Consider the following 21,926-nt stretch of genomic DNA (forward strand, 5'->3'; position numbering starts at 1 on the left):
CGGCCCGCTCCTGCACGCGGGTGGCCTCCGTCAGCAGTCGGCGCAGACCCGAGTCCGCCTACGGGGTCCGTGCCGACTGGTTCGAACAGGACCCCTTGGCCGGACTGCGGGAGCCGTTCGCCGAGCGGTGCACCGCCTGGTTCGAGACCGTCCTGGGCAGACCGGTCACCCGCATGGAGCGGCTCAACCACCGGGGCAGCGTGTGCGCGACGAGCCGGGCCTTCGCGGACACCGCGGAAGGTCTGGTGGGCAGCGTCGAGTCTGACCTCGGGCCCGTGTCGCGCACGGGACGGAGATCCCTCCGCGTCCGCCACGACCGCTGCCTCCTGGTCCGCGGGGCCTCGCAGCCGCAGGAGGGCTCTTACACGCTGCTCTGCCCGTACGAACCGAAGCCTGCCGACTCCCCCACGGACCGGCCGGTACCGTCGGAGCCGACACCTCAGCAATCCCGCTTACCGCGCGAAGGCGTTGGCGTTTCGGCTCTCACCGCCGGCGCCGGCGCTCCACGCCGTGGTCGCACCTCGGGTAAGGGGCGGACGGAAAACACGTTGGCCGGCCGAGGACGCGCCGCGCGGGGATCGATGAGTTTCCGTACGTCACGAAGTCTGAAAGGGCGGGGACGAATGTCCGCTTGCCCGAGAGAGAAGTGGTGCGCGATGAGGTTGGTACTGCAGGAGTTCCTGTCGCTGGACGGCGTCTCCCAGGGGCCCGGTTCCCCGGACGAGGACACCAGCGACGGGTTCACCCGGGGCGGCTGGTTCGTACCACACCTGGACGGGACGTTCGACCGGGTGGCCGCCGGCTGGCTCGGCAAGGCGGACGCGTTCCTGTTCGGCCGCCGTACGTACGAGAACTTCGCTCGGGACTGGCCGGAGATGACCGACCACCCCAACGCCCGCATTCTGAACGGTTCGCCGAAATACGTCGCCTCCCAGAGCCTGACCAAGGCCGGGTGGGAGCCGACCACGATCCTGTCCGGCGACATCCCCGCCCGGGTCGCCGAACTGAAGCGGCAGCCCGGCCGTGAGCTCCAGATCCACGGCAGCGCCCGGCTCGGCCGGTCCCTGCTGGCCGCCGGCCTGGTCGACGAGCTGCGGCTCGCGATCGCCCCGGTGGTCGTGGGCGGCGGACGGCGCCTGTTCCCGGACGGCGGTGCCCCGGCCGGCCTGCGCCTGCTGCACAGCGAGACGACGCCGAGCGGGATTGCGGTGCACGTCTACGAGTCGACGGGCAGCCCGCAGTACGGGACGTACGGGGCCGACGCGTAGCCGCAGGACCGGACTGGTCGAAACGGATCGCCGGACTCGAGATCCTCCCGAGGATCCGCCGGCCCCAGGCAATTGATCATCCAGCCGGCAAAGGCCCCGTGGTCACTGGTTGCGGTCGGCCTCCGCCCTCGCCCGGCTCGGCCCGCGTACCCGGGCGACGGCGGCCTCGAGGTTGTCGCAGCGGACCTTGCTCTTAGCGAGCCGGGCGGGCGGGGGCCGGTGGGGCATCCGTATCGTCCGTCCGCGAATCCGGAGGAGTTCCGTGGTGCGGTGCGGGGGGTTCGGGCAGCGCGCGGAACAGCAGCCAGCACACCGACGGCATCAGAATCAACGGTGTCAGCGCGGTCCGCAGCGACGTTGCGTCGGCGAGGCTGCCGATGACGGGACTGATCAGGCCACCGACACTGACGGCGAGACCAAGCGTGATCCCGCTGGCGGTGCCGACCCGTGAGGGCAGGTAGTCCTGGCCGAGCGTGACCTGGAGCGAGAAGGGGACATACAGGCCGACCGAGGTCAGGGCCACGAACAGGTACATGGCCGGACCGGGTACGAACACCACACCCGCGACCGTTCCGGTCGAGACGAGGTACGCCCATCGGGCGACTGCGACCCGGCCCCAGCGGCCCGCCAGTGTGCCGCCCAGCACAGAGCCGACCGCGCCGCCGAGGTAGAGCACGAACAGAGCCACGGTGCCGGCTGTGGCGCTGTCACCCATGCGCTGCCTGGCGTACAGCGAGATGAACGCACTCAGCCCCACGAAGACGATCGAGCGGCACGCCACGGCCAGTGACAGCTTCACGAACGACGTCCGGTCGTCTTCTCCGGGCGGCGCCGCCGCGCTGCCCCCGGCGGCCTGCCGCCGCCCCAGCGCGCGCAGCACCGGCAGGCACAGCACGCTGCCCACGAGCGCCGGCAGCACCAGCAGCGGCGTCAGGCGTAGCCCGCCGGCCCCCACCACCGCGCCGACCATGAGCGGCGCCAGGGCGAAACCGACATTGCCGCCCGTCGAGAACCAGCCCATGGCACTGTGGCTGCCCCGGCCGGCGAACCGCGCGATCCGCGCGGACTCGGGGTGGTAGGCGGCCACACCGACCCCGGAAACCGCCACGGACAACAGGAGAAGACCGTACGAGCCGCTCACCCCGCTCAGCGCGATGCCCACACCGCCCAGCAGCGTGCTGACCGGCAGCAGCCAGGGCATCGCCCGGCGGTCGGTCAGTACGCCGAACACCGGCTGTACCACCGACGACAGCAAAGAGGCGGCCAGCACCATCCCGGAGACGGTCGCGTAGCTGTAGGCCCGCTCAGCGACGAAGAACGGGACCAGGGACGCCACCGCGCCCTGGTAGACGTCGACGCAAGCGTGCCCGACGGACAGCAGAGTGATCGAGGTATTCCTTCGCACCCCGCCATGGTCCGGAGTCACCCGCGTGTCGTGCTTCCGATAAACTGCCGAACAATGACGGATATCCGCCACACGTCGGTCGCCCCCACGCGCACCCAACTGCTGGCGCCCGGCGGCGAAATCGACTCCCACCGGCACGACGACCACCAGATCGTCTACGCCGGCCGGGGCGTACTGGCCGTCACCACCAGCGCGGGTTCCTGGGTCGCCCCGGCCACCCGCGCCATCTGGGTACCGGCCGGCATCGTCCACGCCCACCGGGCCCACGGGGAACTCGAACTGCACCTGGTGGGGCTGCTCGCCGCCGACAACCCGCTCGGCCTGGACGTCCCCACCGTGCTCGCCGTGGGGCCGCTACTGCGTGAACTGATCATCGCCTACACCCGTGCCCCCGACGACGACAGCCCCGAGCGGACACGGTTGCGCGCTGTGCTGCTCGACCAGCTGCGGGCCTCCCCCCAGCAACCGCTGTACCTGCCCACGCCTGCCTCACCCCCGCTGCGCGCGCTGTGCGAGATCCTGCAGGCCGCTCCGGCAGACAGCCGCACCCTCCCCGAGCTGGGCCGCCAGGTCGGCGCGAGCGGCCGCACCCTCTCCCGGCTCTTCCGCAGTGACCTCGGCATGACCTTCCCCCAGTGGCGCACCCAACTGCGGCTCCAGCACGCCTTGGTCCTGCTGGCCGAGAAGGAACCGGTGACCGCGGTGGCGCACCGGTGCGGCTGGTCGTCGGCCAGCGCGTTCATCGACGTCTTCCGACGCACCTTCGGCCACACGCCGGGCTCCCACCCGACGGGCTGACCGGCTCGCGGATCATCCAGGGCCGGCCCGAGGGCGGCGAACCGACCCTCCCGGCCCTCGCGGTACGCCTGGCGGATCCGGCCCCGGCCGCCGTGGCAGACGGCGCCCGCGAACCGGTGACGGGACTCCTGCACGGTGAGTTGCCGATTCATCAGCCTCCGGCGGGTGTCGTCGACCGGGTCGACCAGGGCGGGCAGGAGCACGGTCTTGCCGATGCGCCCGTACTCGGCCGACGCGGCACCCGGCGGGGTGGCACTGCCCTCGCGGCCGAACACTGGAGGCACGCCTGACCTGGTGCCGTTCCTACCACAACGGGCCCATTCCGGTGGCGAGTTCAGCGATCACGTCGGTCGACGGACCCGCGATCCTCCGATCGCTGGTGACCGCCGTACGAGACGCGTCCCCCACCACACGGCCATGCTCGATGATCAGGAGCCCGAGACCTCACCGCCTACCGTGCACGAGTTCACGTCGGTTCGCTGAAGTGGTCGAGAAGCCTTTGTTCGAGCCCCTGGAGCACCGGGTTCGGTTGTTTGAGCATCGCAAGGCGTCTCACCGCTGTGGCGGCGTACTCCTCGCCCTCACCCACTGCCGCCGCGATCACGAACCCGTTCAGAGCGTCCATGTTCGACGCTGCGCCGAAATCCTGACCTGTTGGAAGCAGGCAGCGGTCCAGGGGGGTCTCGTCGCTGGTGATCGCGTTCGCGACCACCGACGGCTGCCAGTCCTCGGCGTTGGTGAGCGAGTGGTGGGTGTCGAACCGAACGGTGACCGTTTCGCCTGCGGCGATCGCCACGCTGTAGCGGCCCTCTTCGTCGGTGAAGACGTGATCGATCTCAGTCAGATCACCGCCATGGACACTGACCCTGATCATGAAGATCGGACTGCTGTCGGAAATTGCTCGCACGTGCCCGAACACCTGAGTCTCCTCCTGGTCGGACTACCGCTGGAGGCCCTCTGTATCCAGTCTGTGTGCGCCCTGTCGCTGCCGCCAGTCGTACGCGACTCCGCCCGGCTCAGGGTTCGTACACGACAAGGACTCGGGCACACCAGCGAAGCCTGCTGTCAAATAGGCGAGGCTGTGAGCAGCATGGATCCACTTGGTGGATCTTGAGTCCGGCGCCGCTCCGTCCGTCGAGGCGCACCACCTCGAAGAAGTGCCGGGTTCGGCGATCCGGCCCTATGGACGGCTCGGTCCTCGTCGCTCTCGTCCTCCGGGCCCCGACCCCGCTCCGCCGTCCGGTCTCCCTCATCTACGACTTCCCTGACGTGGGCATGATTCAAGCCCGGGACAGTACCCACACACGGGGGCGGCGCATGTTCGACCGTCCTGTACAGCGGGCTTGATCACCGGGACGGTCCTTTCCGACAAGGTGAGGACGCGACGCCGCGAAGCGGTCGGGCCCTCGGGCGTGTCCGACTGGGGGACAGCCGAGACGGCGCCGACGTGGACTCCGGCGGCTTCGACGGCGACTGAGCAACGACGCCGTCCGACCGCCGAAAACACCCCGCACCTGCACGATGTTCTGATCAGGGCGATCAACGAGCCCCATCTCAGGAGAAGTTCGGCGGGCTTCTCGTTCAGCACCCAAGAGCGTGTACCGAATGCGCTGGTCACAGCCACTCATTGACAGCCGCGACGAGGACGATCGCCTCGTCGCGGACCGCGAGCTTGTCGTACCTCGCGGCCACGACCCCGTGTCTTCAAACACGAACCGAGATCAACTCACATTCGGGATCCGCTTCCGACACACGTCCTGGGAGGTGTCGCCACGATGTCACGCCCGCATCAGGAACGATGCGGGAGTGACGGCTGCTTGGTAGAACTGGGCGGTGCCGCTCCGGAGCGAGCACGGACAACCATCCAGTCCGGCGGGTCCCCTCCTCCCGCCCCGGCCTTCACCCTGGAGCCCGCTTTGCCTCTGCGGACAGGTACCACCCGCCCGATACCCCTGCTCCTGACGATCGCGCTCGCGGCCGGAACGCTCACCGGCTGCGCGCTGCTGGAACTCACCAGGGACTGCGAGGGGACCGACAACCGGGTGAAGGAGCTGGCGGCGCTCGACATACTCGACTCCCGGCCTGCCGGGGCCACCGTCGCCCAGGGGTTCGAGAGGGTCGACGCCGGCTGCTGGGCGGACAGCGGTGATGTCTCGGTGTACGCCGGCCGGACGTACGCCTTCCCCGGCACGCAGGCCGAAGTGGCCGCACATTACCGGACGGCGGCGGTACGGGACGGCTGGCACCGGGCCCCCGAATCCCTGCCCGACGACTTGTGCTTCGCCAGAGAGGGGACGATCCTGCAGATCGTCTTCCTCACCCCTCAACGCCTCGCGGAGGACGGCCACGGAAGCCGCCCCGACCTCACCACCGGGGCCGGGTACTCCATCAACATCGACTCGTTCGTCGACAGCGGCGTCGAAGCGAGCTGCTCATCGACGTGATCTTGACTCGGCCGGATGACCGCTTCGAGGCCCGCGACCTGGCACTCGGCCCGCAGGAACCCGCTGGGACCGGAACAGACTTCAAGCCGATGAGCGACGCGCTCCAAGCCGTGCACGAAGGTCAGTTCCTCCTGACAGGACAACGTGCCGCAAGCGGCCGGCACGCCGCCGCGCGCCCCTGCTCCAGCGGCACGTCGAGGTCCAGCGGGCGCTCGGGGACGCCAGCGCGGGCTCCCCGCCGTACCTCTCATCCCCTGCGCGCACCGCCCTATTTCTGCCGTGCCTGGTCGCGGGCCTGCTGGAAAGCATCAGAGATCGTCTGCGCGGCACCGGACAAGACTCCCTTGGTCACACCCCGAGCCCCCGACTCGTTGATCCGTCCCGGGAGTTCGACCAGCCCGGCCGGCTTGCGTGGTCCCGCCTCCAGATCGAGACGGTTGCACGCCTCGGCGAAGCGCAAGTAGGTATCGACACTGGCCACCACGATCCGAACGTCGATCTTGAGTATCTCGATACCGACCAGGGAGACCCGCACGAACGCGTCGATCACCAGCCCTCGGTCGAGAATCAACTCCAGCACGTCGTACAGACCGCTGGAGCCTCCCCCACTGCCCTGCTGCGCCATCACAGTCATCGCGATCAGCCCCTTACTCGTCCCCTGTGGTCCCGTCCGGAGTTTCCCTTCACATCCGGCCGCCGGAATTCGGAAACGTGGCGGCAGTCCCGAAATGGCCCGTGGCTCCTGGCTGCTGGACAGCCGACATTTCCCCTCTCGGGCAACCGCCCCGTCATACGCCTCAGATAACCCGTAACCGCATACTTACGCCCTGCGACACCTGTCCGGCCCCTGGAAACCTCTCCATCACCCGGGGCAGCCAGTGGTGATGGCACGGTCATAGCCGGCCGTTACCGCAGGAAGCCCGGTGCAACACCCCGGCCGTCAAGGCCGGCGCGAACGGCGGACCCGATCGGCGTCGGCATGCGCGCCGCGATTCCCCCGCTGTTCGTCATCACAGCCGAACCGGCCCGGCGTGCGTGTGGACCACCACGGACCGTGCCCACCTGGACGACTCCGCGCAGTCCGGGCGCTGTACGCCGTCTTCGTCGGCGGTTGGCACCTCGGCCGGCCCCTCCCCCATGTCGGCTGCTCCACCTCCGACGCTGCTCCCACCCATGACGCGGCGGTCTTCGGGGAACCCGGCGACGTCCCCGATCGACCCGTACCGGTCGATCGGGCAGCTCGAGCAGGTCGTCACCACCGAGTTCGTCCCCACCGACGCGATCGTGGCGTGCGAGCCGTGGACGGGCCGTCCCCGCCTTGTCACCCGGCTCATCGGGGACTGGCGCCGGGAGCGCCGCGGCGCGCCACCGAGCGCAGGGCCCCGCCCTTGCGAACCAGCGTCCGCAGGAACTCCGCGGTGATGCCGAGATCCACGTACGTCCGCTTCCCGGCCACAGTGCGACAGAGCGCGCCCGCGTCCTTCCTGGCCCCCTCCGGATACCGGCTGAGACGTCACCGCGCGGTCGCAGCAGACCTCGATCGACGTGGTCAGGTGGTCAGCGCAGCAAGTTCCGCGTCGGCGCGCTCGGTGACCAGGGCGAGGACGCGGCCGGCGGCGGCGAGGTCCTCGGCGGGTATCCCGCCCCAGATCCGGGCGCTGATGGGGGCGGTCTCCGCGCCGACGGCGGCGATCAGCTCGCGCCCCGCGTCCGTGGGACGAAGGTGCGCGCCGTCCGTGACGAGCAGTTGCTTGGCCAGCAGCTCGTCGAGAGTGACGCGGATGCCGACCGGATCGGCCTTGAGGAAGTCCCGGACCTGGGCGACGAGATCGTCCGGTGTCTGCGGGGCGTCGGCGGTGACGGCGGCGCGCAGGGCGATCTGCTGCTGGAACGTGGTGCCGTACCGGGCCAGGACGTGCTCCAGGACACCGCGGGCTGCGTAGTGGGCCAGGCCGAGGGCGCGGGCGTCGGCGACGGGTGCGATGGTGGACGCGGTGGTGGTCATGGTGTTGTCCCCTGAGTGCTCTCGTCGTTCGATACGGATGGTGTGAGAGGTACGTCGAGCAGGGTCGTCAGCTCGTCGGTGAACGCGCGCGTCCGCGAGGCGTCGAGGCCGCCGAGCGGCTCCAGCAACTGCTGGAGCAGTTCCTGGACCACCGCGACGGCCTGCCGAGTGACGGCCTGTCCCCGCTCGGTGAGGGCGAGCTGTACGGCGCGCGGGTCGCGGGGATCGCGGGCCCGCTCGATCAGGCCGGCCGACTCCAGGGCGCGCGCCAGCTTCGAGACGTACAGCGCCTCCAGGCCGGTGTGGTCGGCGAGTCGGCGCTGGCTGGGCCGCTCACCGGCGCGCTGCATGCCGTACAGCGACGCGACCAGTGAGTACTGCGCGTGCGTGAGGCCCAGCGGAGCCACCGCGCGATCGACCGCGACACGCCACTTGTTGGCGAGCCGCCATACCAGGAAGCCGGGCGTGGGACCCGGTGAACCCTTGCTCATACAGATACAGTACATGGACATTATATCCATGGCTACTATTCTCTGGTGGATGCGACGACCTCACGCCGAACAGGCCAACACCCCGGCATTTCGCGAAGGGGTACTGCTGAACCCGACGGGACGACAGGTGCAGGCTCAGATCTCGACCAGTACGCGGCCACCGCCGATCACGTGCTGGGCGACCCGTCGTGGCCGGCGGGCCGGATCGTGACGGCCACCGGCCCCGGCCGGCTTCGGCTTCCTCGACTTCGGCCACGGCACCCCGGTCCTCGCCGCGCTCCTGACGTCCTACCGACGGCTGCCCCCGCAGACGGCCCAGCGTCCATGGGCGGCCGGACCCCTGCTCCTCCTGGCGACGGCCTCAGGGACGACGACACGGTCGCGGCTTCCGGTCCTCCTGACACGCCGCTCGGTGAGGGAGGCATACGGCGCGCTCGCATCGCGGAGCCCCGCCACTCGGCCGGGGACCTCCCGTAGGCGGCCCGGAACACCCGGCTGAAGTGGGCGGCACTGGTGAAACCCACTGGTGGGCCACGGTTGCGATGGTCCGGCCCGCCGCCTCCCGGCCGGCCGGCTGACGCCGGCACTCCTGCAGCCGACGCCGCTGGATCCACCGGCTGACCGTGCGGTCCTCGGGTTGGAAAAGCCTGTGCAAGTAGCGCACGGAGATGGAGTGGGCGCGGGCTATGACCTCCGGAGTCAGGTCCGGATCAGCGAGGTGCCGGTCGATGAACACCTGGATCCGGGACAGGACCGCGCGCCAATACGTCCGTCTTCGGTGGGCGGGCACCGAATCCGTGGTGCAGACGGTGCCTGACAGCCGTCTCCCGGGGTCCGGCGGCAATGAATCGGGTGCCACGTTCTCCGCCCTTCAGCAATGGTGCTTTCCGGACACCGTGCCAACGGGCGCGGGGGCGCACATCGCGTGAATCCGCGAGATCCGGTGTGCGGTCCGGGACGTGCCGCAGAGAGGCGCCTTGCCGTGTGCGGCCGAGGGCCGCGCGATGGGGGCCGGCGTCCTGCCGTGCGGTTCGGCGCAGTCACCGATGGGTGACGCAGCGGTCGGGACGGGGCGCTGGTCGGGAAGGGCGTGCCCGCCCGCCCGGCCGCTCGGAGACCGACGGATAGGCTGGCGCCGTAAGTGAAGATCGCGGAAGGAAGAAGCACATGGCGGACATGGTGGAGAAGGCGGCGCGGAGTGTCTTCGAGCGCTACGACCTGGACGGTGACGGCTTGGTCACCGCAGAGGAGTACCGGCAGGTCGTGGCGGAGCTGGAGGGCACCGACATCACCGAGTCGGAGGCCCGGGGACTGATCGACTCACTCGACACCGACGGTGACCGCCGGATGTCCTTCGACGAGTTCTGGGCAGCCTTGACTTCCTCCTGACGGAGGGGGATCCCTACGGCTCGCGCCGTGGGGTTTCCTGCTCCATCGTGTCCCGTGGTCCCGACAACTCCTGGAGTGGCAGCGACCAGTGGGGCACAGGTGGGCGGTGCAAGTGGCGCGTGTAGTGGCGGTGCACGGGATAGGCAAGCAACTCCTTGGCGAGGAGAGCCTCTTGAAGGAGTGGTGGCCCGCCCTGGCCGACGGCCTGCGCCGAGCGGGAGCGGACGGCGTCGCGCGGCGGCCGGACACGGCGATGGCGTTCTACGGTGACCTGTTCCGTCCTGCCGGACAGCTGCTGGCCCCTGGCAGCCCTCGCTTCGGCGCCGCCGACGTCGAGGAGGGTTTCGAGCAGGAGTTGTTGCTGCGGTGGTGGTGCGAGGCCGCGAAGACCGACCCGGCAGCGGTGCCTCCCGGCGCGAACACGCTTGCCGCGGCCCCCGCTCCGTTCAGGCCGCGCTCCGGGCGCTGTCAGGGTCGCGGTTCTTCGCCGGCGCCGCCTTGCGGGCCATGGTGTCCGACCTGAAACAGGTGCACAGCTACCTGCGGGATGCCGATGTGCGGGAGCGTGCCCGAAGCCGGGTGCTGGAGGCGGTCGATGCGGATACGCGTGTCGTGGTGGCCCACCCGCTGGGTTCGGTGATCGCCCATGAGGCGCTGTGCGCCCGGCCCGGGCACGGAGTGCGTGCCTTCGTCACGCTGGGCTCCCCACTGGGGATCCCGAACCTCATACTCCACCGGCTGCGGCCGGAACCACTCGCGCGGGACGGCGTCGTCCAGGGGGTGTGGCCGGGCGGCCCGGACCTGACGTGGACGAACATCGCCGACGACGGGGACGTGGTCGCGTTGGTCAAGGACCTGCGGCCGGCGTTCGGCTCGGCGGTGCGGTCGGCCAAGGTGCACAATGGCTCGCACGCACACGACGCGACGGCGTACCTGACGGACGTGCTCTGCGGGAACGCCGTCGCAGTCGGCCTGACATGAGTCCCACGACACGCCGCCGCGACAGGGACGACACCACGGGGAACGATGAGGAGCCGCGCCGGTTCCTGCCGGCGACGGCCGTCTCCTCCTATCCCAAGTGCCCCGAGTGGAACCGGCCTGAACTGAGCGGGGCCCGGGACAGGATCATCGAGCTGTTCACCGGGGAGCTCGGCTATCGGCATGAGACCGCCCTGGCGATGAATCCGACGCGCGTCGAGCTGACCGATCGGATCCGCGCATTCTGCCGCTCACCGGACCGACGGGAGGACGACCTGCTCGCCGTCTACGTCTCCGGCCACGGCGAGGTCCTCGACGACGGCGGCGAGCACGTGCTCCTGACCGCCGACACCGACCCCGACGACATCGCCTGCACCGCGCTTCCCACGGTGGAACTGGCCCGGGCGATACTGCGCGGCACGGCGGTACGGCGCCTCCTGCTGGTGCTGGACACCTGCTACTCAGGGCAGGGCGGCAACGAACTGGCAGCGGCGGCACTGGAGCGCATCAGCGCCGGGTGGGGCCAGGCCACCGGCTCCGGGCTGGCCATCCTCTCTTCGGCACAGCCGCACCAGCAGGCCCGAGCCGGGCTCTTCCCCCGCCTGCTCACGGACGCCGTGCGCAGTTGGGCGACAGCGGGCCACGGCCCGACCGCACTGCCCGTGTCCACCGTGGTGCAGCAGATGAACGACCACCGCGACCGACCCCCGTTCCAGCGCGTCAACCTGGCCATGGTCGGACTGACCGGGGAGCCGCCGGCGTTCTTCGCCAACCCCCGGCACAGCGCGGTCCTCACCACCGTGGACCTGGCCATTCAGCAGGCAGCCGAGTTCGACGAACAGGCCCGCCGCCGGGACACGGAACTCACCCGGCGGCTGCTGGTGCGAGCCATGGGCCATCACGGTGATGTCCTGCCGGGGTGGTGGTTCTGCGGTCGCCGTGCCGCACTCACCGACCTCGCGCACTGGCTGGGCGCACCTGCCGACGACGGCACGGCAGCCCTCGTGGTCACCGCCGGCCCGGGCTCGGGCAAGACCGCCGTCCTTGGCCTCACGGCAGCACTGACCCATCCCGAACGCCACCGTTCGGTACCGGTCGGCTCACTGGGACTTGATCTGTCGCAGGTGCCCGCACCGCGATCCATCGACGTCGCCATGTACGCCCAGAACCTCACCGACACCGACGTGCTCCAAGGACTGGCCGCTGCGGCGCACGTACGAGCGGACACCGTGGGCGAGCTGTTGCTGGCTCTGGAGGACCGTGCCGAGGGGCGCCCGTTCACCGCTTTGATCGATGCCCTCGACGAGGCCGCGACGCCCGACACCCTGTGCAGCCAGGTCCTGCGACCGCTGATCGACCACAGCGACGGCCGGATCCGGCTCTTGTTGGGCACCCGCCGCTCCCTGGTCGATCGACTCGGCCCCCGGCCGTACGACGGCATCGGCACATATCGGCTCATCGACCTGGACGATCCGCTTTACACCGATCCCCAGGCCCTCACCGCCTACACCGTGCGGGTCCTCGTCGAGTCCCACCGGGCATCGCCCTACCGGCTCCGCCCCGACGCGCTACGGCCGGTGGCCGAAGCGGTCGCGGCAGCCGCGGGCACCTCGTTCCTCGTCGCCCGTATCACGGCGGGCACTCTGGCAGCGGAGTCCGAGGTCGTCTGCGACCCGCAGGACGGAGTCTGGCAGGACGGCCTTCCGCGCCATGCGGGGGACGCCATGCGCGACGACCTCGCAAACCGCCTCGGGACCGATGCCCAGCGGGCCGCGGACCTCCTGCGTCCGTTGGCCTTCGCCCAGGGGCAGGGGTTGCCCTGGGAGGACATCTGGGATCTGCGCACGGGACAGGCGCGGACAGGTCCGCTGCACGGACCGATCGGGGGTGTCTCGGGACTCGCGTGCACCGCCGTCGACGGACAGGTCGTCGCCGTCAGCGGCGGAGACGACGGACGGCTGCAGATGTGGGACCTGGGAAACGGAATGGCCATGGGCACGCCGTGGGACGGCCGCCCCGACGGCGTGTCGGACGTCGCGTGTTCCACCGTCGACGGTGTCCCCGTCGCAGCCACCTGCGGACGCCGGGACGACACGGTGAAGATCTGGAACCCGCGCACCGCCCGAACCATAGGGCTCGTACGGGTGCCCAGTCCGCACACCGTCGAGTTCACCCCTGACGGCAGTCTGACCGTCGGGATGAACAAGGACGTAGCGGCCTTCACACGACGATCACCGGACCGCACCCCGTGAACAACACGCTGGACGGGCCCTGACGCGAAAACCCGAGGTCCACGGGTCGGGACAGGCCCTCCTTCTCCGCCGTCCCCGCACCAAGGAACTGCCCACCCTCAGCAAGGACTTCCGCATCCGCTGGGGCGCCCACGACGTCCGCCGCCGCGGCACCGGAACCGTCACGCCGACACCCTGTCAGGCTGAACGCGCCCGCCCGGCGGACTCCCACACCGAGGTCAAGAAGCGACGTACCGTCTCCAACTCGCCCGCCTCGAAACCTTCCGCGGCCGCCACCACCTCGTCGATCACCGGCCCGAAGAAGGTCCACCCCAGTTGCACGGCCTTCTCCTCCACCTCCAGCAGCACGCGTCGCCGATCGGCCGTGTCCCTGCTGCGCCGGACCAGCCCGAGCCCCTCCAGCCGGTCCACCAGGGCGGTGGTCCCGGACGAGTTCAGCCGCAGTTGCTCACCGAGCCACCCGGGCGTGGCACGGACACCGGTCCGTGCCGCGTCCAGGAGGTGGATCAGCGCGCGCACATCGGTGGGATGCAGCCCGTGGCGCTCGGCGAACTCGGCACCGAGCAGGTCGAACTCCACGGTCACCGCGCGCAGCAAGTGAACCAGTCCCATCACCGGGTTCTGATCGTCCATGCACACTCCCTCGGATTCCCGCATAGTATCTCGTTGACCGAGATTATCGCTTGGCGAGAGGAATACCCCGTGTCCCTGTCCGCTTTCGACCTCGCCTACGCCGAGCTTCGCGCCCGCTGGCCCGAGTCCACCGAGGAACACGACGTCGCCACGCCGTACGGGCCCACCCGGGTCCATGTGTACGGCCCGGTGGACGGCAGCCCCCTGGTGCTGCTGCCCGGCGGCTCGGCCACCGGCCTGGTCTGGTTCGCCAACGCACCGGCTCTGGGTGAGCGGTACCGGGTCCATGCGGTCGACCTGCTGGGCGACGCCGGCCGCACCGAGCGCCGGGGCACGCCGTTGAAGAACGCCGACGATCTGACAGCCTGGCTGGACGCGCTGCTGGACGGGCTCGGGCTCACCCGCACACACCTGTGCGGCCACTCGTACGGCGCCTGGCTGGCCGTCAGGTACGCACTGCACGCGCCGCAGCGGGTCGACCGCCTCGCCCTCGTCGACCCCACCCAGGTCTTCGCCGGGTTCCGCCCCGGCTACCTGCTGCGCGCACTGCCCACCCTGATCCGCCCGAGCCGGACCCGTGCCCGCGCCTTCCTGGCCTGGGAGACGGCGGACGCCCAGCCGGACGAAACCTGGCAGCGCCTCTACGCGCTGGCCACCACCGTCCCCGGCCGCAAGCTCATCGCCGGCCGCCGTCCCCGGACCGCCGACCTCCGCATGCCGGTGCTGGTCCTGCTCGCGGAGCACAGCCGCGCCCACCACGCCACCAGGGTCGCCGCCAGAGCCCGCCGGGCACTCCCGCAGGGCGAGGTGGCACTGCTCCCCGAAGCCACCCACCACTCCCTGCCACTCACCGCACCGGAACAGTTGAACGACCGGCTCATGGATTTCCTGGACTGACGGCACCGAACGCCACGGCCATCACGCCTCCGGGCCGGTTCGGCCCGGACCGCCGGCACCGCCTCGCCGGCCGGAGGCGGACGGCCGGGAAACCGCCGACGGGCGACGGTCCTCGTCCCCTTGTCCCAGATGCCCGCTCCTACGACCGGGCCCGGCCCGGCGGGCACGGCTCGTCGACATCCGTGACCACCCCATCGCCCGCGTCGCCGAGGCCGAGCGAGAAGGACGGCTGGGCGAAGCCGAAGGGTCACGTGCCGGCCTTGCGGGAGCCACGGACAGGTTCGCCCGGATCGACCGGCTCTCGCCTCGAACGCCCGGGGCCGGCAGTTCGAGGCGGTACGCGTCGTTGCTCAGGGCCACGCCCGTCACGCCGACCGACCCCTCGAAGCCCGCCGGCAGTGGGCCGAGCCGTCGCTGCAGGCCGGCCGGCTGTCCGTGGGATCGCGCGCGGACGGCTCCACCGGCCCCGCCGGGCTCGCCACCGCGCCCACCGACCTACGATCTCCTCATGAGCATCCGCTGGACCTACGCCTTCGTCGACCGCCCCGCCGCGTCCTTCGGCCTCGCCCACGCGTTCTGGACCGTGGTGACGGACACTCGGCCGTCCGGATTCCGGGGTGAGCAGGGAGAGTTCGTGACCCTGCTGCCGGAGGGCGGAGCTGATCCCTGTGTGAAGGCACAGGGGGTCGACTCGGGCTCCGGTGGCGCGCATCTCGACTTCTCGGTGGACGACGCGCGGGAATTCGTGAGATCGGCACTGCGACTGGGGGCGGGTGTGGTCGCCGAGCACGAGGGGTGGGCCGTGCTGCGTTCGCCCGCGGGGCAGTTGTTCTGCGCGGTGCCCTGGCACCGGGAGTCGGTGCGCCCGCCCGTGGTGCGTGGCAGCCGCCTCGACCAGGTCTGCGTCGACGTACCACCTTCGTTGTATGACGCCGAAGTCGTCTTCTGGAGCGGCTTGTTGGACGGCTGGGAGTCGAGGCCCGGCTCCCGCCCCGAGTTCCATGTGCTCGCGCCGCCGTCCGGGATGCCGGTCCGCGTCCTGCTCCAACGGCTCGGTGAGGAGCGCCCCGCCTCCGCCCACCTGGACCTCGCCTGCGCGGATGTCGATGCGGCCCGCGCCTGGCACGAGGAACTGGGCGCGAGCCTCGTCGCCCGAGGAGCCCATTGGACGGTGATGCGGGATCCGGCCGGCGGTGTTTACTGCCTGACGGGGCGGGACCCGAAGACGGGTGGGCCGGCCGACGGCTCCTGAGGAAGCAGAGCGCTCGGCCGCTCCCGGTGGAGCGACGGCGTCGGGCCGGCCTTCTCCCGGCCGTACCACCGCGGCTCCACCGAGTCCTGCGACCGGCCGCACAGGAACACCGGTCGCACCGTCCGGGCCGTAGCCGTCACCTCTCCTGTTCCGGCACCACCCGACATGCGCGGATCGTCGCCCGCCGACCGCTGCGGGGGTGGTGTCCTCGGGCTGACGTCTCGCGGGAACGCCTCCGGTCGACGGGCCTACGACGCACGCTCGTGAAAACCAACTGCTGTGCTGCACAAGTCACTTGAGGGACAGAGGCGTTGGGAAACCCGCCGTGGCAACCCCGTTCGAAGCACTGACGGCGCGGGTATGTCATGCGCGCGGATCCGGCTTCGTCCAAGGGGGCGTCAGTGCGAAACAGAGTGGCTGGCCTGGGACTCGGTGAAATCCGCGGTGATTACGCCGTCATCAACCCGGCGACAGGCTCCATGATGCAAGTGCTGCGGGGATTCCTGCTGCTTCTCTGGATCGCCCTGCTGGTGACCACTGTCGTCAACCCGGACGCGGTCAACGACAATGCCGCTGTCGCGACAGCCGTGGTGGCCGTGGTGTACGCCCTGAAGTTCGGATGGCGCCGGCTGACGGCCCTGCTCGGTGTGAACAGGTGTTACCTGTTCACGGACGGCGTGGCCGTCACCGACCGGTTCGGCCGGGTACGCGACTCCGTGGCGTGGAGCGAGGTGACCGGGGTGCAGCAGATGGCGGTGGTGGGTCTCGTCATGGGCTGCCACCGCATGGAAATCTCCAGAAGCCGTTCCACGCCCCTCTGGTTCGTGGCGCCGGGAGCGAAGTCCACCCTGGTGCGGGCCCTGCTCGACGAGGGCAGGCGCAGCGGCGCCCTCCAGTGATCGCGTGCACGGGCGTCGACGCACAGAGGCGCGTGATCGCCGGCCTCGGCGATCGGAGCAGGAGGACACCGACACTTCTCACAGCGAGGTGCCCATTCCCACGGTCCGGGAGGCAACGCCCTCGCCGCCCGCGCTCTTCGTTCCGGCAACGATCAGCCGACCAGGCCGCGTCCCCGCCGACGGAGGCCGTCCTCACCGCAGCGCGCTCCTCTGCTGCCAGTCGGTCCACGACACGTTCCACGCACCGAAGCCGTTCCCCGGGTCGACCACGCCCTTGGTCTCCTCACCCGTGATCTCGAACGGGTCGCCCGGCCGTACCTGCCCGTAGAACCAGGCCGCGTCCGCGTCGCTCATGCCTATGCAGCCCGAACTGCGGTTGGCGTTGCCGAAGTGGGGGGCGTTCCACGGGGCGGCGTGCGCGTACATGCCCGACCAGGTCAGCCGCATCGAGTAGTCGACCATCTTGTCGTAGGCGTCGCCGAGGCCGACCGTCTCGGAGTTCATGTTGATCGTGCCCTCCTTGGCCATGAGCACGGCCGTTCCGCGCCAGGAGCGCTTGTCGCCACCGGGCGTGCCGCCGGAGACCGGGATGCTCCGGACGGTCCTGCCGTCGCGTACCAGCGTGAGCCGGTGGCGGTCGAGGTCGACCTCGGCGATCTGCCGGGCGCCGACGGTGAAGGTCGTCGTGTAGTCGCGTACGAACCAGCCGCCGTCGGGGCCCGAGTCGGTGCCGTTCAGTTCGGCGTTCAGCGTCACCTTCGTCCCGGGCTTCCAGTACGACTTCGGACGCCAGTCGACCCGGTCCCTGCCCGACCAGTCGCGTATCCAGCCCCAGGAGCCCTCGGTGCCGTCCGAGGCGGTGACCTCGAGCTGCTTCTCGACCTCGGCCCGGTTCCTGACCGGGTTGTCGAAGACCAAGGAGATCGGCTGGGCCACGCCGACGGTGGTGCCGGTGCCCGGACGCCAGTCGACCTTGTTGACCTTGTCCGCCTCGGCCGTGGTGAAGGATGCCTTCGTCGTCGTGGCGGTACCGCCCCCGGTCCGGGTCGCGGCGGCGACCGTGTACGCCGTGCCGGGCGCGGTCTTGCGGTCCGAGACCCACTTTCCGCTGTCGGCCGCGACCTTGCCGGGCAGGCGGTGGCCGTCGGCGTCGGTGACGGTCACCGAGGTGAGACGGCCGTGGGAGGCGGTGACGGTCACCGGCCGGCCCGGCGCGGCCTGCCGCCCCTGGGGTGTGACCGTGACCGTGACGGGCCGGTCGTCGGACTTCCCGGTCCGCGGCGCGTCCGACGCGGTCGGCGACGAACTCGACGAGCAGGCGGCGAGCGGCGCCAGCAGGACTGCCGCGACCGCGGCCCGTATCGGGGCATGGGCGAACACACGTGTGCGGTGCAAGGGAACCTCCATGGCGGACAACTCCGCGGTGACGAGCGGACGATTGTGACTGTAGAGCCGGAAAAGACCAGGTCAGTCGCTACGGAGCAAGGTGACGGCGGTTGGTGCGGAACAGTCATGGTCCCGTCATATTCGCCGCGCGGAGCGGTCACGGGCCGCTGTGAGCATCGTCGGCGTCCCTGCGACAAGCCGGGGAGAAAGTGAGGCTCGGACCGTGTCAGCACTACTCGTACCGCCCGGCCGCGTCCCCCGGGCGGAGAAGGGACCCGTGTTCCTCGGACCCGTCACGCCCGAGGCCTACCGCGGCTTCCTCGCGTCACCCGCCGGCCGGGCCCTCGGCCCCGGCTTCCTGCAGTGCCCCTCCTGGGCCGACGTCAAGGAGGGCTGGCGGGCCCGGCTGCTCGGCTGGGGAACGGATCCGGGATCGGGGGCACTGAGCGGCGTGGCGCTGGTGCTGCTGCGTCAGCTCCCCGGCACCCGCAGGTACTTCGCCTACCTTCCCGAGGGTCCCGTGGCCGACTGGGCGGATCCCGACGTCGACGTCTGGCTCACGCCGCTGCTCGACCATCTGCGCGGCGCGGGCGCGTTCGCCGTACGCATGGGCCCCTCGCCCGCGTACCGGCGCTGGGACGCCTCCGCGCTGAAGCCGCTCGCCGGACCTGGCCGCCGGCTGGGCGACGTGCTCGCCAGCGAGGTCGACCCGCTCGGCACGGCCGTCGCCGAGCGGCTGCGCGCCCGGGGGTGGCGCCGCTGCGGCGGTGACGGGACCGCGGACGACGGGGACGCCCAGCCCCGTCACGTCTTCCGGATACCGCTGGCCGGACGCACCACCGAGGACCTGTGGTCCGGGCTCAACCAGGAGTGGCGGCGCAACGTCCGGCGCGCCCGGAAGGAGGGCGTGGAGGTGGTCGTGGGCAGCGCCGCCGAACTCCCCGAGTTCTACCGGCTGCTGGGCATCACCGAGCAGCGCGACGGCTTCCGGCTCGGCCGCTCCCTCGCCTACTACGAGCGTCAGTACGCGGCACTCAACGCCGAGGAGCCGGGGCGGATGAAGCTGTACCTCGCCCGTCACCGCGGTGAGATCCTCGCCGCCCACACGATGATCACGGTGGGCCGCCGGGTCTGGTACCAGACCGGGGCATCGGCCGACCACCACCGCGAGGTACGGCCCTCCAACGCCCTGCAGTGGCGGATGCTGCAGGACGCCCACGCCCTCGGCGCCGACGTCTACGACATGCGCGGGGTACCCTCCACTCTCGACCCTGCCGAACGTGCGTACGGACTGCTGCGGTGGAAGCTCGGCACCGGCGGACAGGTGGTCGAGACGTTGGGGGAATGGGAGAGACCGTTGGGCGGCACCGCCAACCAGACGCTGTACCGCGCCTTCCAGGCGTATCTGAACCGCCGGTGAGCGCCACGACTCCGACCGGTGCGGACAGTTCCGCCTCCCGGCCGGACATCGAGCGGTCCGACGACGGCGGTGCCGGTGCGAAGGCGGCCTCCACGGCACGCAGCAGTGCCGTCATGGCCGCCGGGTCGATCGTCTCCCGGGGCACCGGTTTCGTCCGCTCCGCCGTGGTCGCGGCGGCGCTCGGCACCATCGGGACGACCGCCGACGGCTACGCGGTCGGCAACTCCCTGCCCACCATCGTCTACATGCTCCTCCTCGGCGGCGCGCTCAACGCCGTCTTCGTCCCCGAGCTGGTCAAGGCGGCCAAGGAGCACGAGGACGGCGGTGTCGCGTACACCGACCGGCTCGTCACCGTCTGTGCGGCCGCCCTGCTGGCGATCACCGCGACCGCGGTGTGGGCGGCTCCCGCGATCGTCGACGCGTACACCGACTACAGCGGCCGGCAGGCCGCCATGACCACCGCGTTCGCCCGTTACTGCCTGCCGCAGATCTTCTTCCTCGGGCTGTTCACGCTGCTCGGGCAGGTCCTCAACGCACGCGGCCGGTTCGGCGCGATGATGTGGGCGCCGGTTCTCAACAACCTGGTCGTCATGACCGTGTTCGGCCTATACCTGGCCTTCGCCACGGACGGCGGGGGCACCCTCACCCCGGCCGAGACCGCCCTGCTCGGCTGGGGCACCACCGCCGGCATCGCCGTCCAGGCCCTGGCCCTCCTCCCCGCGCTGCGCGCGGCGAGGTTCCGCTGGCGGCCCCGTTTCGACTGGCGCGGCAGCGGACTGACCCGCCCGTTGCGGGCTGCCTTCTGGCTGGTGCTGCTGGTGCTGGCCAACCAGGCCGCCTACTGGGTCACCACCCGGCTGGCCACGACCGCGGGCCTCGACGGCGGCCCCGGATACAGCGCGTACAACAACGCCTACGTCCTGTGGGTCGTACCGCACGGCATCATCACGGTCTCCCTGGTGACCGCGCTGATGCCCCGGATGAGCGCGGCCGCCGCCGACGGGGACACCGCCGCCCTGCGGCGCGACGTCTCCCGGGCGTTGCGCACCTCCGCGTCCGCCGTCGTACCCGCCGCGTGCATGCTGCTCGCCCTCGCCCAGCCGGTGATGACCCTCGTCTTCGGGTACGGCAGGACCAGCGCCGACGACACCGCGGCCATGGCCGCGATCCTGACGGCCTTCGCGCCCGGACTCGTCGCCATGTCGGGCCAGTACGTGCTGTCCCGCACCTTCTACTCGCTCTCCGACACCCGTACGCCGTTCCTGCTCAACCTGGTGATCGTCGCCCTCAACGCGGGACTGTCCGTGGCGGCCGCCCACCTGCTGCCCGCCCGCTGGGCCGTGACCGGCATGGCAGCGGCGTACTCCGTGGCGCTGTGCGCGGGCTGGGCGGTGACCGCCCGGGTGCTGAGCCGCCGTCTCGCCGTCGCCCGTCCACTGCGCTCGACCGCCGCGAGAACGCACGCACGGCTCGTCCTCGCCGCCGTACCCGCCACCGTACTGGGCCACCTGGCCGCACTGGGCGCCGCACGGGCGGGAGCCCTCGCCGCCGCAACCGCAGGGGCCGCCGTCATCGTGCTCACCTTCGCCCTGCTCGCCCGCCCGCTGCGGCTCGCCGAACTCGACGCCCTGCTCTCCGGCGTACGCCGGAGAGCAGCCCGGGCCTGACCACCACCGAGGGAGAACTGCCCATGCCCCGCGTGCTCCTCATCGAGGACGACCCTTCCGTGCGCGAAGGGGTCGAGCTCGGTCTGCGCCGCCGTGGACACGAGGTACGGGTGGCCGCGACCGGTGAGGCCGGTCTCGCCGCGCTGGCCGAATTCCGGCCCGACCTGCTGCTGCTGGACCTGATGCTCCCCGGCATGAACGGGGTTCAGGTCTGCCGGCGGGTCCGCGATCAGAGCCAGTTGCCGATCATCATGCTCACCGCGCGGGGCGACGACTTCGACGTGGTGATCGGCCTGGAGGCCGGTGCCGACGACTACATCGTCAAGCCCGCCCGCACCGAGGTGATCGAGGCCCGGATCTGCGCCGTGCTGCGCCGCATCGACCACACCGGCCAGGGCCGGACGGCCATCGAGGTCTACGGCGAACTGGCCATCGACCGGGCCGGGCTGAGCGTGACCAAGTCCGGCAGACACCTCGCGCTGGCCCCCTCCGAGCTCAAGCTGCTGCTCCATCTGTCCGCCGCCCCCGAGCAGGTGTTCAGCAGACAGCAGCTGCTGGAGCACGTGTGGGAGCACAGCTTCCACGCCGACGCACGACTGGTCGACGCCTGCGTCGCACGGTTGCGCGGCAAGATCGAGGACGAGGCGGGCAGCCCCCGCTACATCCAGACACTGCGGGGCTTCGGCTACCGCTTCGGACCGCTGTGACCTCCGGCCCCGGCCCGGCACGGCGACTCCTCCGC

At 70.9% G+C, this 21,926-nt stretch carries 20 protein-coding genes and 2 pseudogenes; 13 read left to right on the top strand and 9 right to left on the bottom strand.

Annotation, left to right across the window (positions count from 1 at the left end):
• Positions 1 to 656 precede the first annotated feature (656 nt).
• A complete protein-coding gene (locus tag ACH4VX_RS22995) occupies positions 657 to 1,268 on the top strand; it encodes a dihydrofolate reductase family protein (protein WP_398369627.1) in 612 nt (203 codons plus the stop codon).
• Between the two features lie 193 nt (positions 1,269 to 1,461).
• On the opposite strand, the gene ACH4VX_RS23000 is transcribed toward ACH4VX_RS22995, so the two are convergent.
• Positions 1,462 to 2,673 (bottom strand): MFS transporter, encoded by a 1,212-nt coding sequence (locus tag ACH4VX_RS23000; RefSeq protein WP_398369874.1) that lies wholly within the window; start codon positions 2,671 to 2,673, stop codon positions 1,462 to 1,464.
• Positions 2,674 to 2,727: 54 nt separating this feature from the next.
• Here ACH4VX_RS23000 and ACH4VX_RS23005 point away from each other — a divergent pair, with 54 nt between their 5' ends.
• Complete coding sequence (locus tag ACH4VX_RS23005; RefSeq protein WP_398369629.1) at positions 2,728 to 3,471, top strand: AraC family transcriptional regulator; 744 nt, start codon at positions 2,728 to 2,730, stop codon at positions 3,469 to 3,471.
• A 14-nt stretch (positions 3,472 to 3,485) separates the two neighbouring features.
• On the opposite strand, the pseudogene ACH4VX_RS23010 reads toward ACH4VX_RS23005, so the two are convergent.
• Together ACH4VX_RS23010 and ACH4VX_RS23015 are read right to left on the bottom strand one after the other, a co-directional pair.
• A pseudogene (locus tag ACH4VX_RS23010) lies at positions 3,486 to 3,731 on the bottom strand (Tn3 family transposase); the annotation flags it as partial.
• 206 nt (positions 3,732 to 3,937) lie between these two features.
• The gene (locus ACH4VX_RS23015; RefSeq protein WP_398369630.1) at positions 3,938 to 4,390 is read right to left on the bottom strand and encodes a carboxypeptidase regulatory-like domain-containing protein; all 453 of its coding nucleotides are present in this window, start codon (positions 4,388 to 4,390) and stop codon (positions 3,938 to 3,940) included.
• A gap of 997 nt (positions 4,391 to 5,387) precedes the next feature.
• Here ACH4VX_RS23015 and ACH4VX_RS23020 point away from each other — a divergent pair.
• On the top strand, positions 5,388 to 5,915 hold the full coding sequence (locus ACH4VX_RS23020) for a hypothetical protein (RefSeq protein WP_398369632.1): 528 nt from the start codon (positions 5,388 to 5,390) through the stop codon (positions 5,913 to 5,915).
• A 268-nt stretch (positions 5,916 to 6,183) separates the two neighbouring features.
• Here the strand turns inward: ACH4VX_RS23020 and ACH4VX_RS23025 are convergent, their stop codons facing one another.
• From ACH4VX_RS23025 to ACH4VX_RS23040, 4 genes and pseudogenes are all read right to left on the bottom strand, one after another.
• Positions 6,184 to 6,549: a gas vesicle structural protein GvpA gene (locus ACH4VX_RS23025; RefSeq protein WP_398369633.1), complete on the bottom strand. Its 366-nt coding sequence runs from the start codon at positions 6,547 to 6,549 to the stop codon at positions 6,184 to 6,186.
• A 915-nt stretch (positions 6,550 to 7,464) separates the two neighbouring features.
• Complete coding sequence (locus ACH4VX_RS23030; RefSeq protein WP_398369635.1) at positions 7,465 to 7,920, bottom strand: MarR family transcriptional regulator; 456 nt, start codon at positions 7,918 to 7,920, stop codon at positions 7,465 to 7,467.
• Positions 7,917 to 8,411, bottom strand: a complete 495-nt coding sequence (locus ACH4VX_RS23035) for a MarR family winged helix-turn-helix transcriptional regulator (protein WP_398369636.1) — start codon at positions 8,409 to 8,411, stop codon at positions 7,917 to 7,919. Before ACH4VX_RS23035 ends, ACH4VX_RS23030 begins: the two co-directional genes overlap by 4 nt.
• A 446-nt stretch (positions 8,412 to 8,857) precedes the next feature.
• A pseudogene (locus ACH4VX_RS23040) lies at positions 8,858 to 9,171 on the bottom strand (helix-turn-helix domain-containing protein); the annotation flags it as partial.
• A gap of 407 nt (positions 9,172 to 9,578) precedes the next feature.
• Between ACH4VX_RS23040 and ACH4VX_RS23045 the strand changes: the two are divergent.
• The 4 genes from ACH4VX_RS23045 to ACH4VX_RS23060 all read left to right on the top strand — a co-directional run bounded on the left by ACH4VX_RS23045 (position 9,579) and on the right by ACH4VX_RS23060 (position 13,030).
• Positions 9,579 to 9,800 carry an EF-hand domain-containing protein gene (locus tag ACH4VX_RS23045; RefSeq protein ID WP_398369638.1) on the top strand — a complete coding sequence of 74 codons (222 nt, stop codon included), beginning with the start codon at positions 9,579 to 9,581 and terminating at the stop codon, positions 9,798 to 9,800.
• Between the two features lie 112 nt (positions 9,801 to 9,912).
• Positions 9,913 to 10,323: a hypothetical protein gene (locus ACH4VX_RS23050; protein ID WP_398369640.1), complete on the top strand. Its 411-nt coding sequence runs from the start codon at positions 9,913 to 9,915 to the stop codon at positions 10,321 to 10,323.
• Entirely contained in the window at positions 10,308 to 10,781 is a 474-nt protein-coding gene (locus tag ACH4VX_RS23055) for a hypothetical protein (protein WP_398369641.1), read from the top strand. The genes ACH4VX_RS23050 and ACH4VX_RS23055 overlap by 16 nt, the downstream gene beginning before the upstream one ends.
• The gene (locus ACH4VX_RS23060; protein WP_398369643.1) at positions 10,778 to 13,030 is read left to right on the top strand and encodes a caspase family protein; all 2,253 of its coding nucleotides are present in this window, start codon (positions 10,778 to 10,780) and stop codon (positions 13,028 to 13,030) included. The genes ACH4VX_RS23055 and ACH4VX_RS23060 overlap by 4 nt, the downstream gene beginning before the upstream one ends.
• Before the next feature lie 177 nt (positions 13,031 to 13,207).
• Here the strand turns inward: ACH4VX_RS23060 and ACH4VX_RS23065 are convergent, their stop codons facing one another.
• On the bottom strand, positions 13,208 to 13,663 hold the full coding sequence (locus tag ACH4VX_RS23065) for a MarR family winged helix-turn-helix transcriptional regulator (protein ID WP_398369645.1): 456 nt from the start codon (positions 13,661 to 13,663) through the stop codon (positions 13,208 to 13,210).
• Between the two features lie 69 nt (positions 13,664 to 13,732).
• Between ACH4VX_RS23065 and ACH4VX_RS23070 the strand changes: the two genes are divergently transcribed.
• The 3 genes from ACH4VX_RS23070 (at position 13,733) to ACH4VX_RS23080 (ending at position 16,711) form a co-directional block, all read left to right on the top strand.
• On the top strand, positions 13,733 to 14,560 hold the full coding sequence (locus ACH4VX_RS23070; protein WP_398369646.1) for an alpha/beta fold hydrolase: 828 nt from the start codon (positions 13,733 to 13,735) through the stop codon (positions 14,558 to 14,560).
• Between the two features lie 508 nt (positions 14,561 to 15,068).
• On the top strand, positions 15,069 to 15,812 hold the full coding sequence (locus ACH4VX_RS23075; RefSeq protein WP_398369648.1) for a VOC family protein: 744 nt from the start codon (positions 15,069 to 15,071) through the stop codon (positions 15,810 to 15,812).
• A gap of 482 nt (positions 15,813 to 16,294) precedes the next feature.
• The gene (locus ACH4VX_RS23080; RefSeq protein ID WP_398369876.1) at positions 16,295 to 16,711 is read left to right on the top strand and encodes a hypothetical protein; all 417 of its coding nucleotides are present in this window, start codon (positions 16,295 to 16,297) and stop codon (positions 16,709 to 16,711) included.
• A gap of 192 nt (positions 16,712 to 16,903) precedes the next feature.
• Here the strand turns inward: ACH4VX_RS23080 and ACH4VX_RS23085 are convergent, their stop codons facing one another.
• Entirely contained in the window at positions 16,904 to 18,118 is a 1,215-nt protein-coding gene (locus ACH4VX_RS23085) for an Ig-like domain-containing protein (RefSeq protein WP_398369650.1), read from the bottom strand.
• A 202-nt stretch (positions 18,119 to 18,320) separates the two neighbouring features.
• On the opposite strand from ACH4VX_RS23085, the gene ACH4VX_RS23090 reads away from it, so the two are divergent.
• The 3 genes from ACH4VX_RS23090 (at position 18,321) to ACH4VX_RS23100 (ending at position 21,891) form a co-directional block, all read left to right on the top strand.
• Positions 18,321 to 19,517, top strand: coding sequence for a lipid II:glycine glycyltransferase FemX (locus ACH4VX_RS23090; protein WP_398369652.1), 1,197 nt, complete (start codon positions 18,321 to 18,323; stop codon positions 19,515 to 19,517).
• A gap of 113 nt (positions 19,518 to 19,630) precedes the next feature.
• Positions 19,631 to 21,184, top strand: a complete 1,554-nt coding sequence (murJ, locus tag ACH4VX_RS23095) for a murein biosynthesis integral membrane protein MurJ (protein WP_398369878.1) — start codon at positions 19,631 to 19,633, stop codon at positions 21,182 to 21,184.
• 23 nt (positions 21,185 to 21,207) lie between these two features.
• On the top strand, positions 21,208 to 21,891 hold the full coding sequence (locus tag ACH4VX_RS23100; RefSeq protein ID WP_398369654.1) for a response regulator: 684 nt from the start codon (positions 21,208 to 21,210) through the stop codon (positions 21,889 to 21,891).
• Positions 21,892 to 21,926: the final 35 nt, after the last annotated feature.

It is taken from the genome of Streptomyces sp. NPDC020731, assembly GCF_044334705.1.
Classification (GTDB): Bacteria; Actinomycetota; Actinomycetes; order Streptomycetales; family Streptomycetaceae; genus Streptomyces.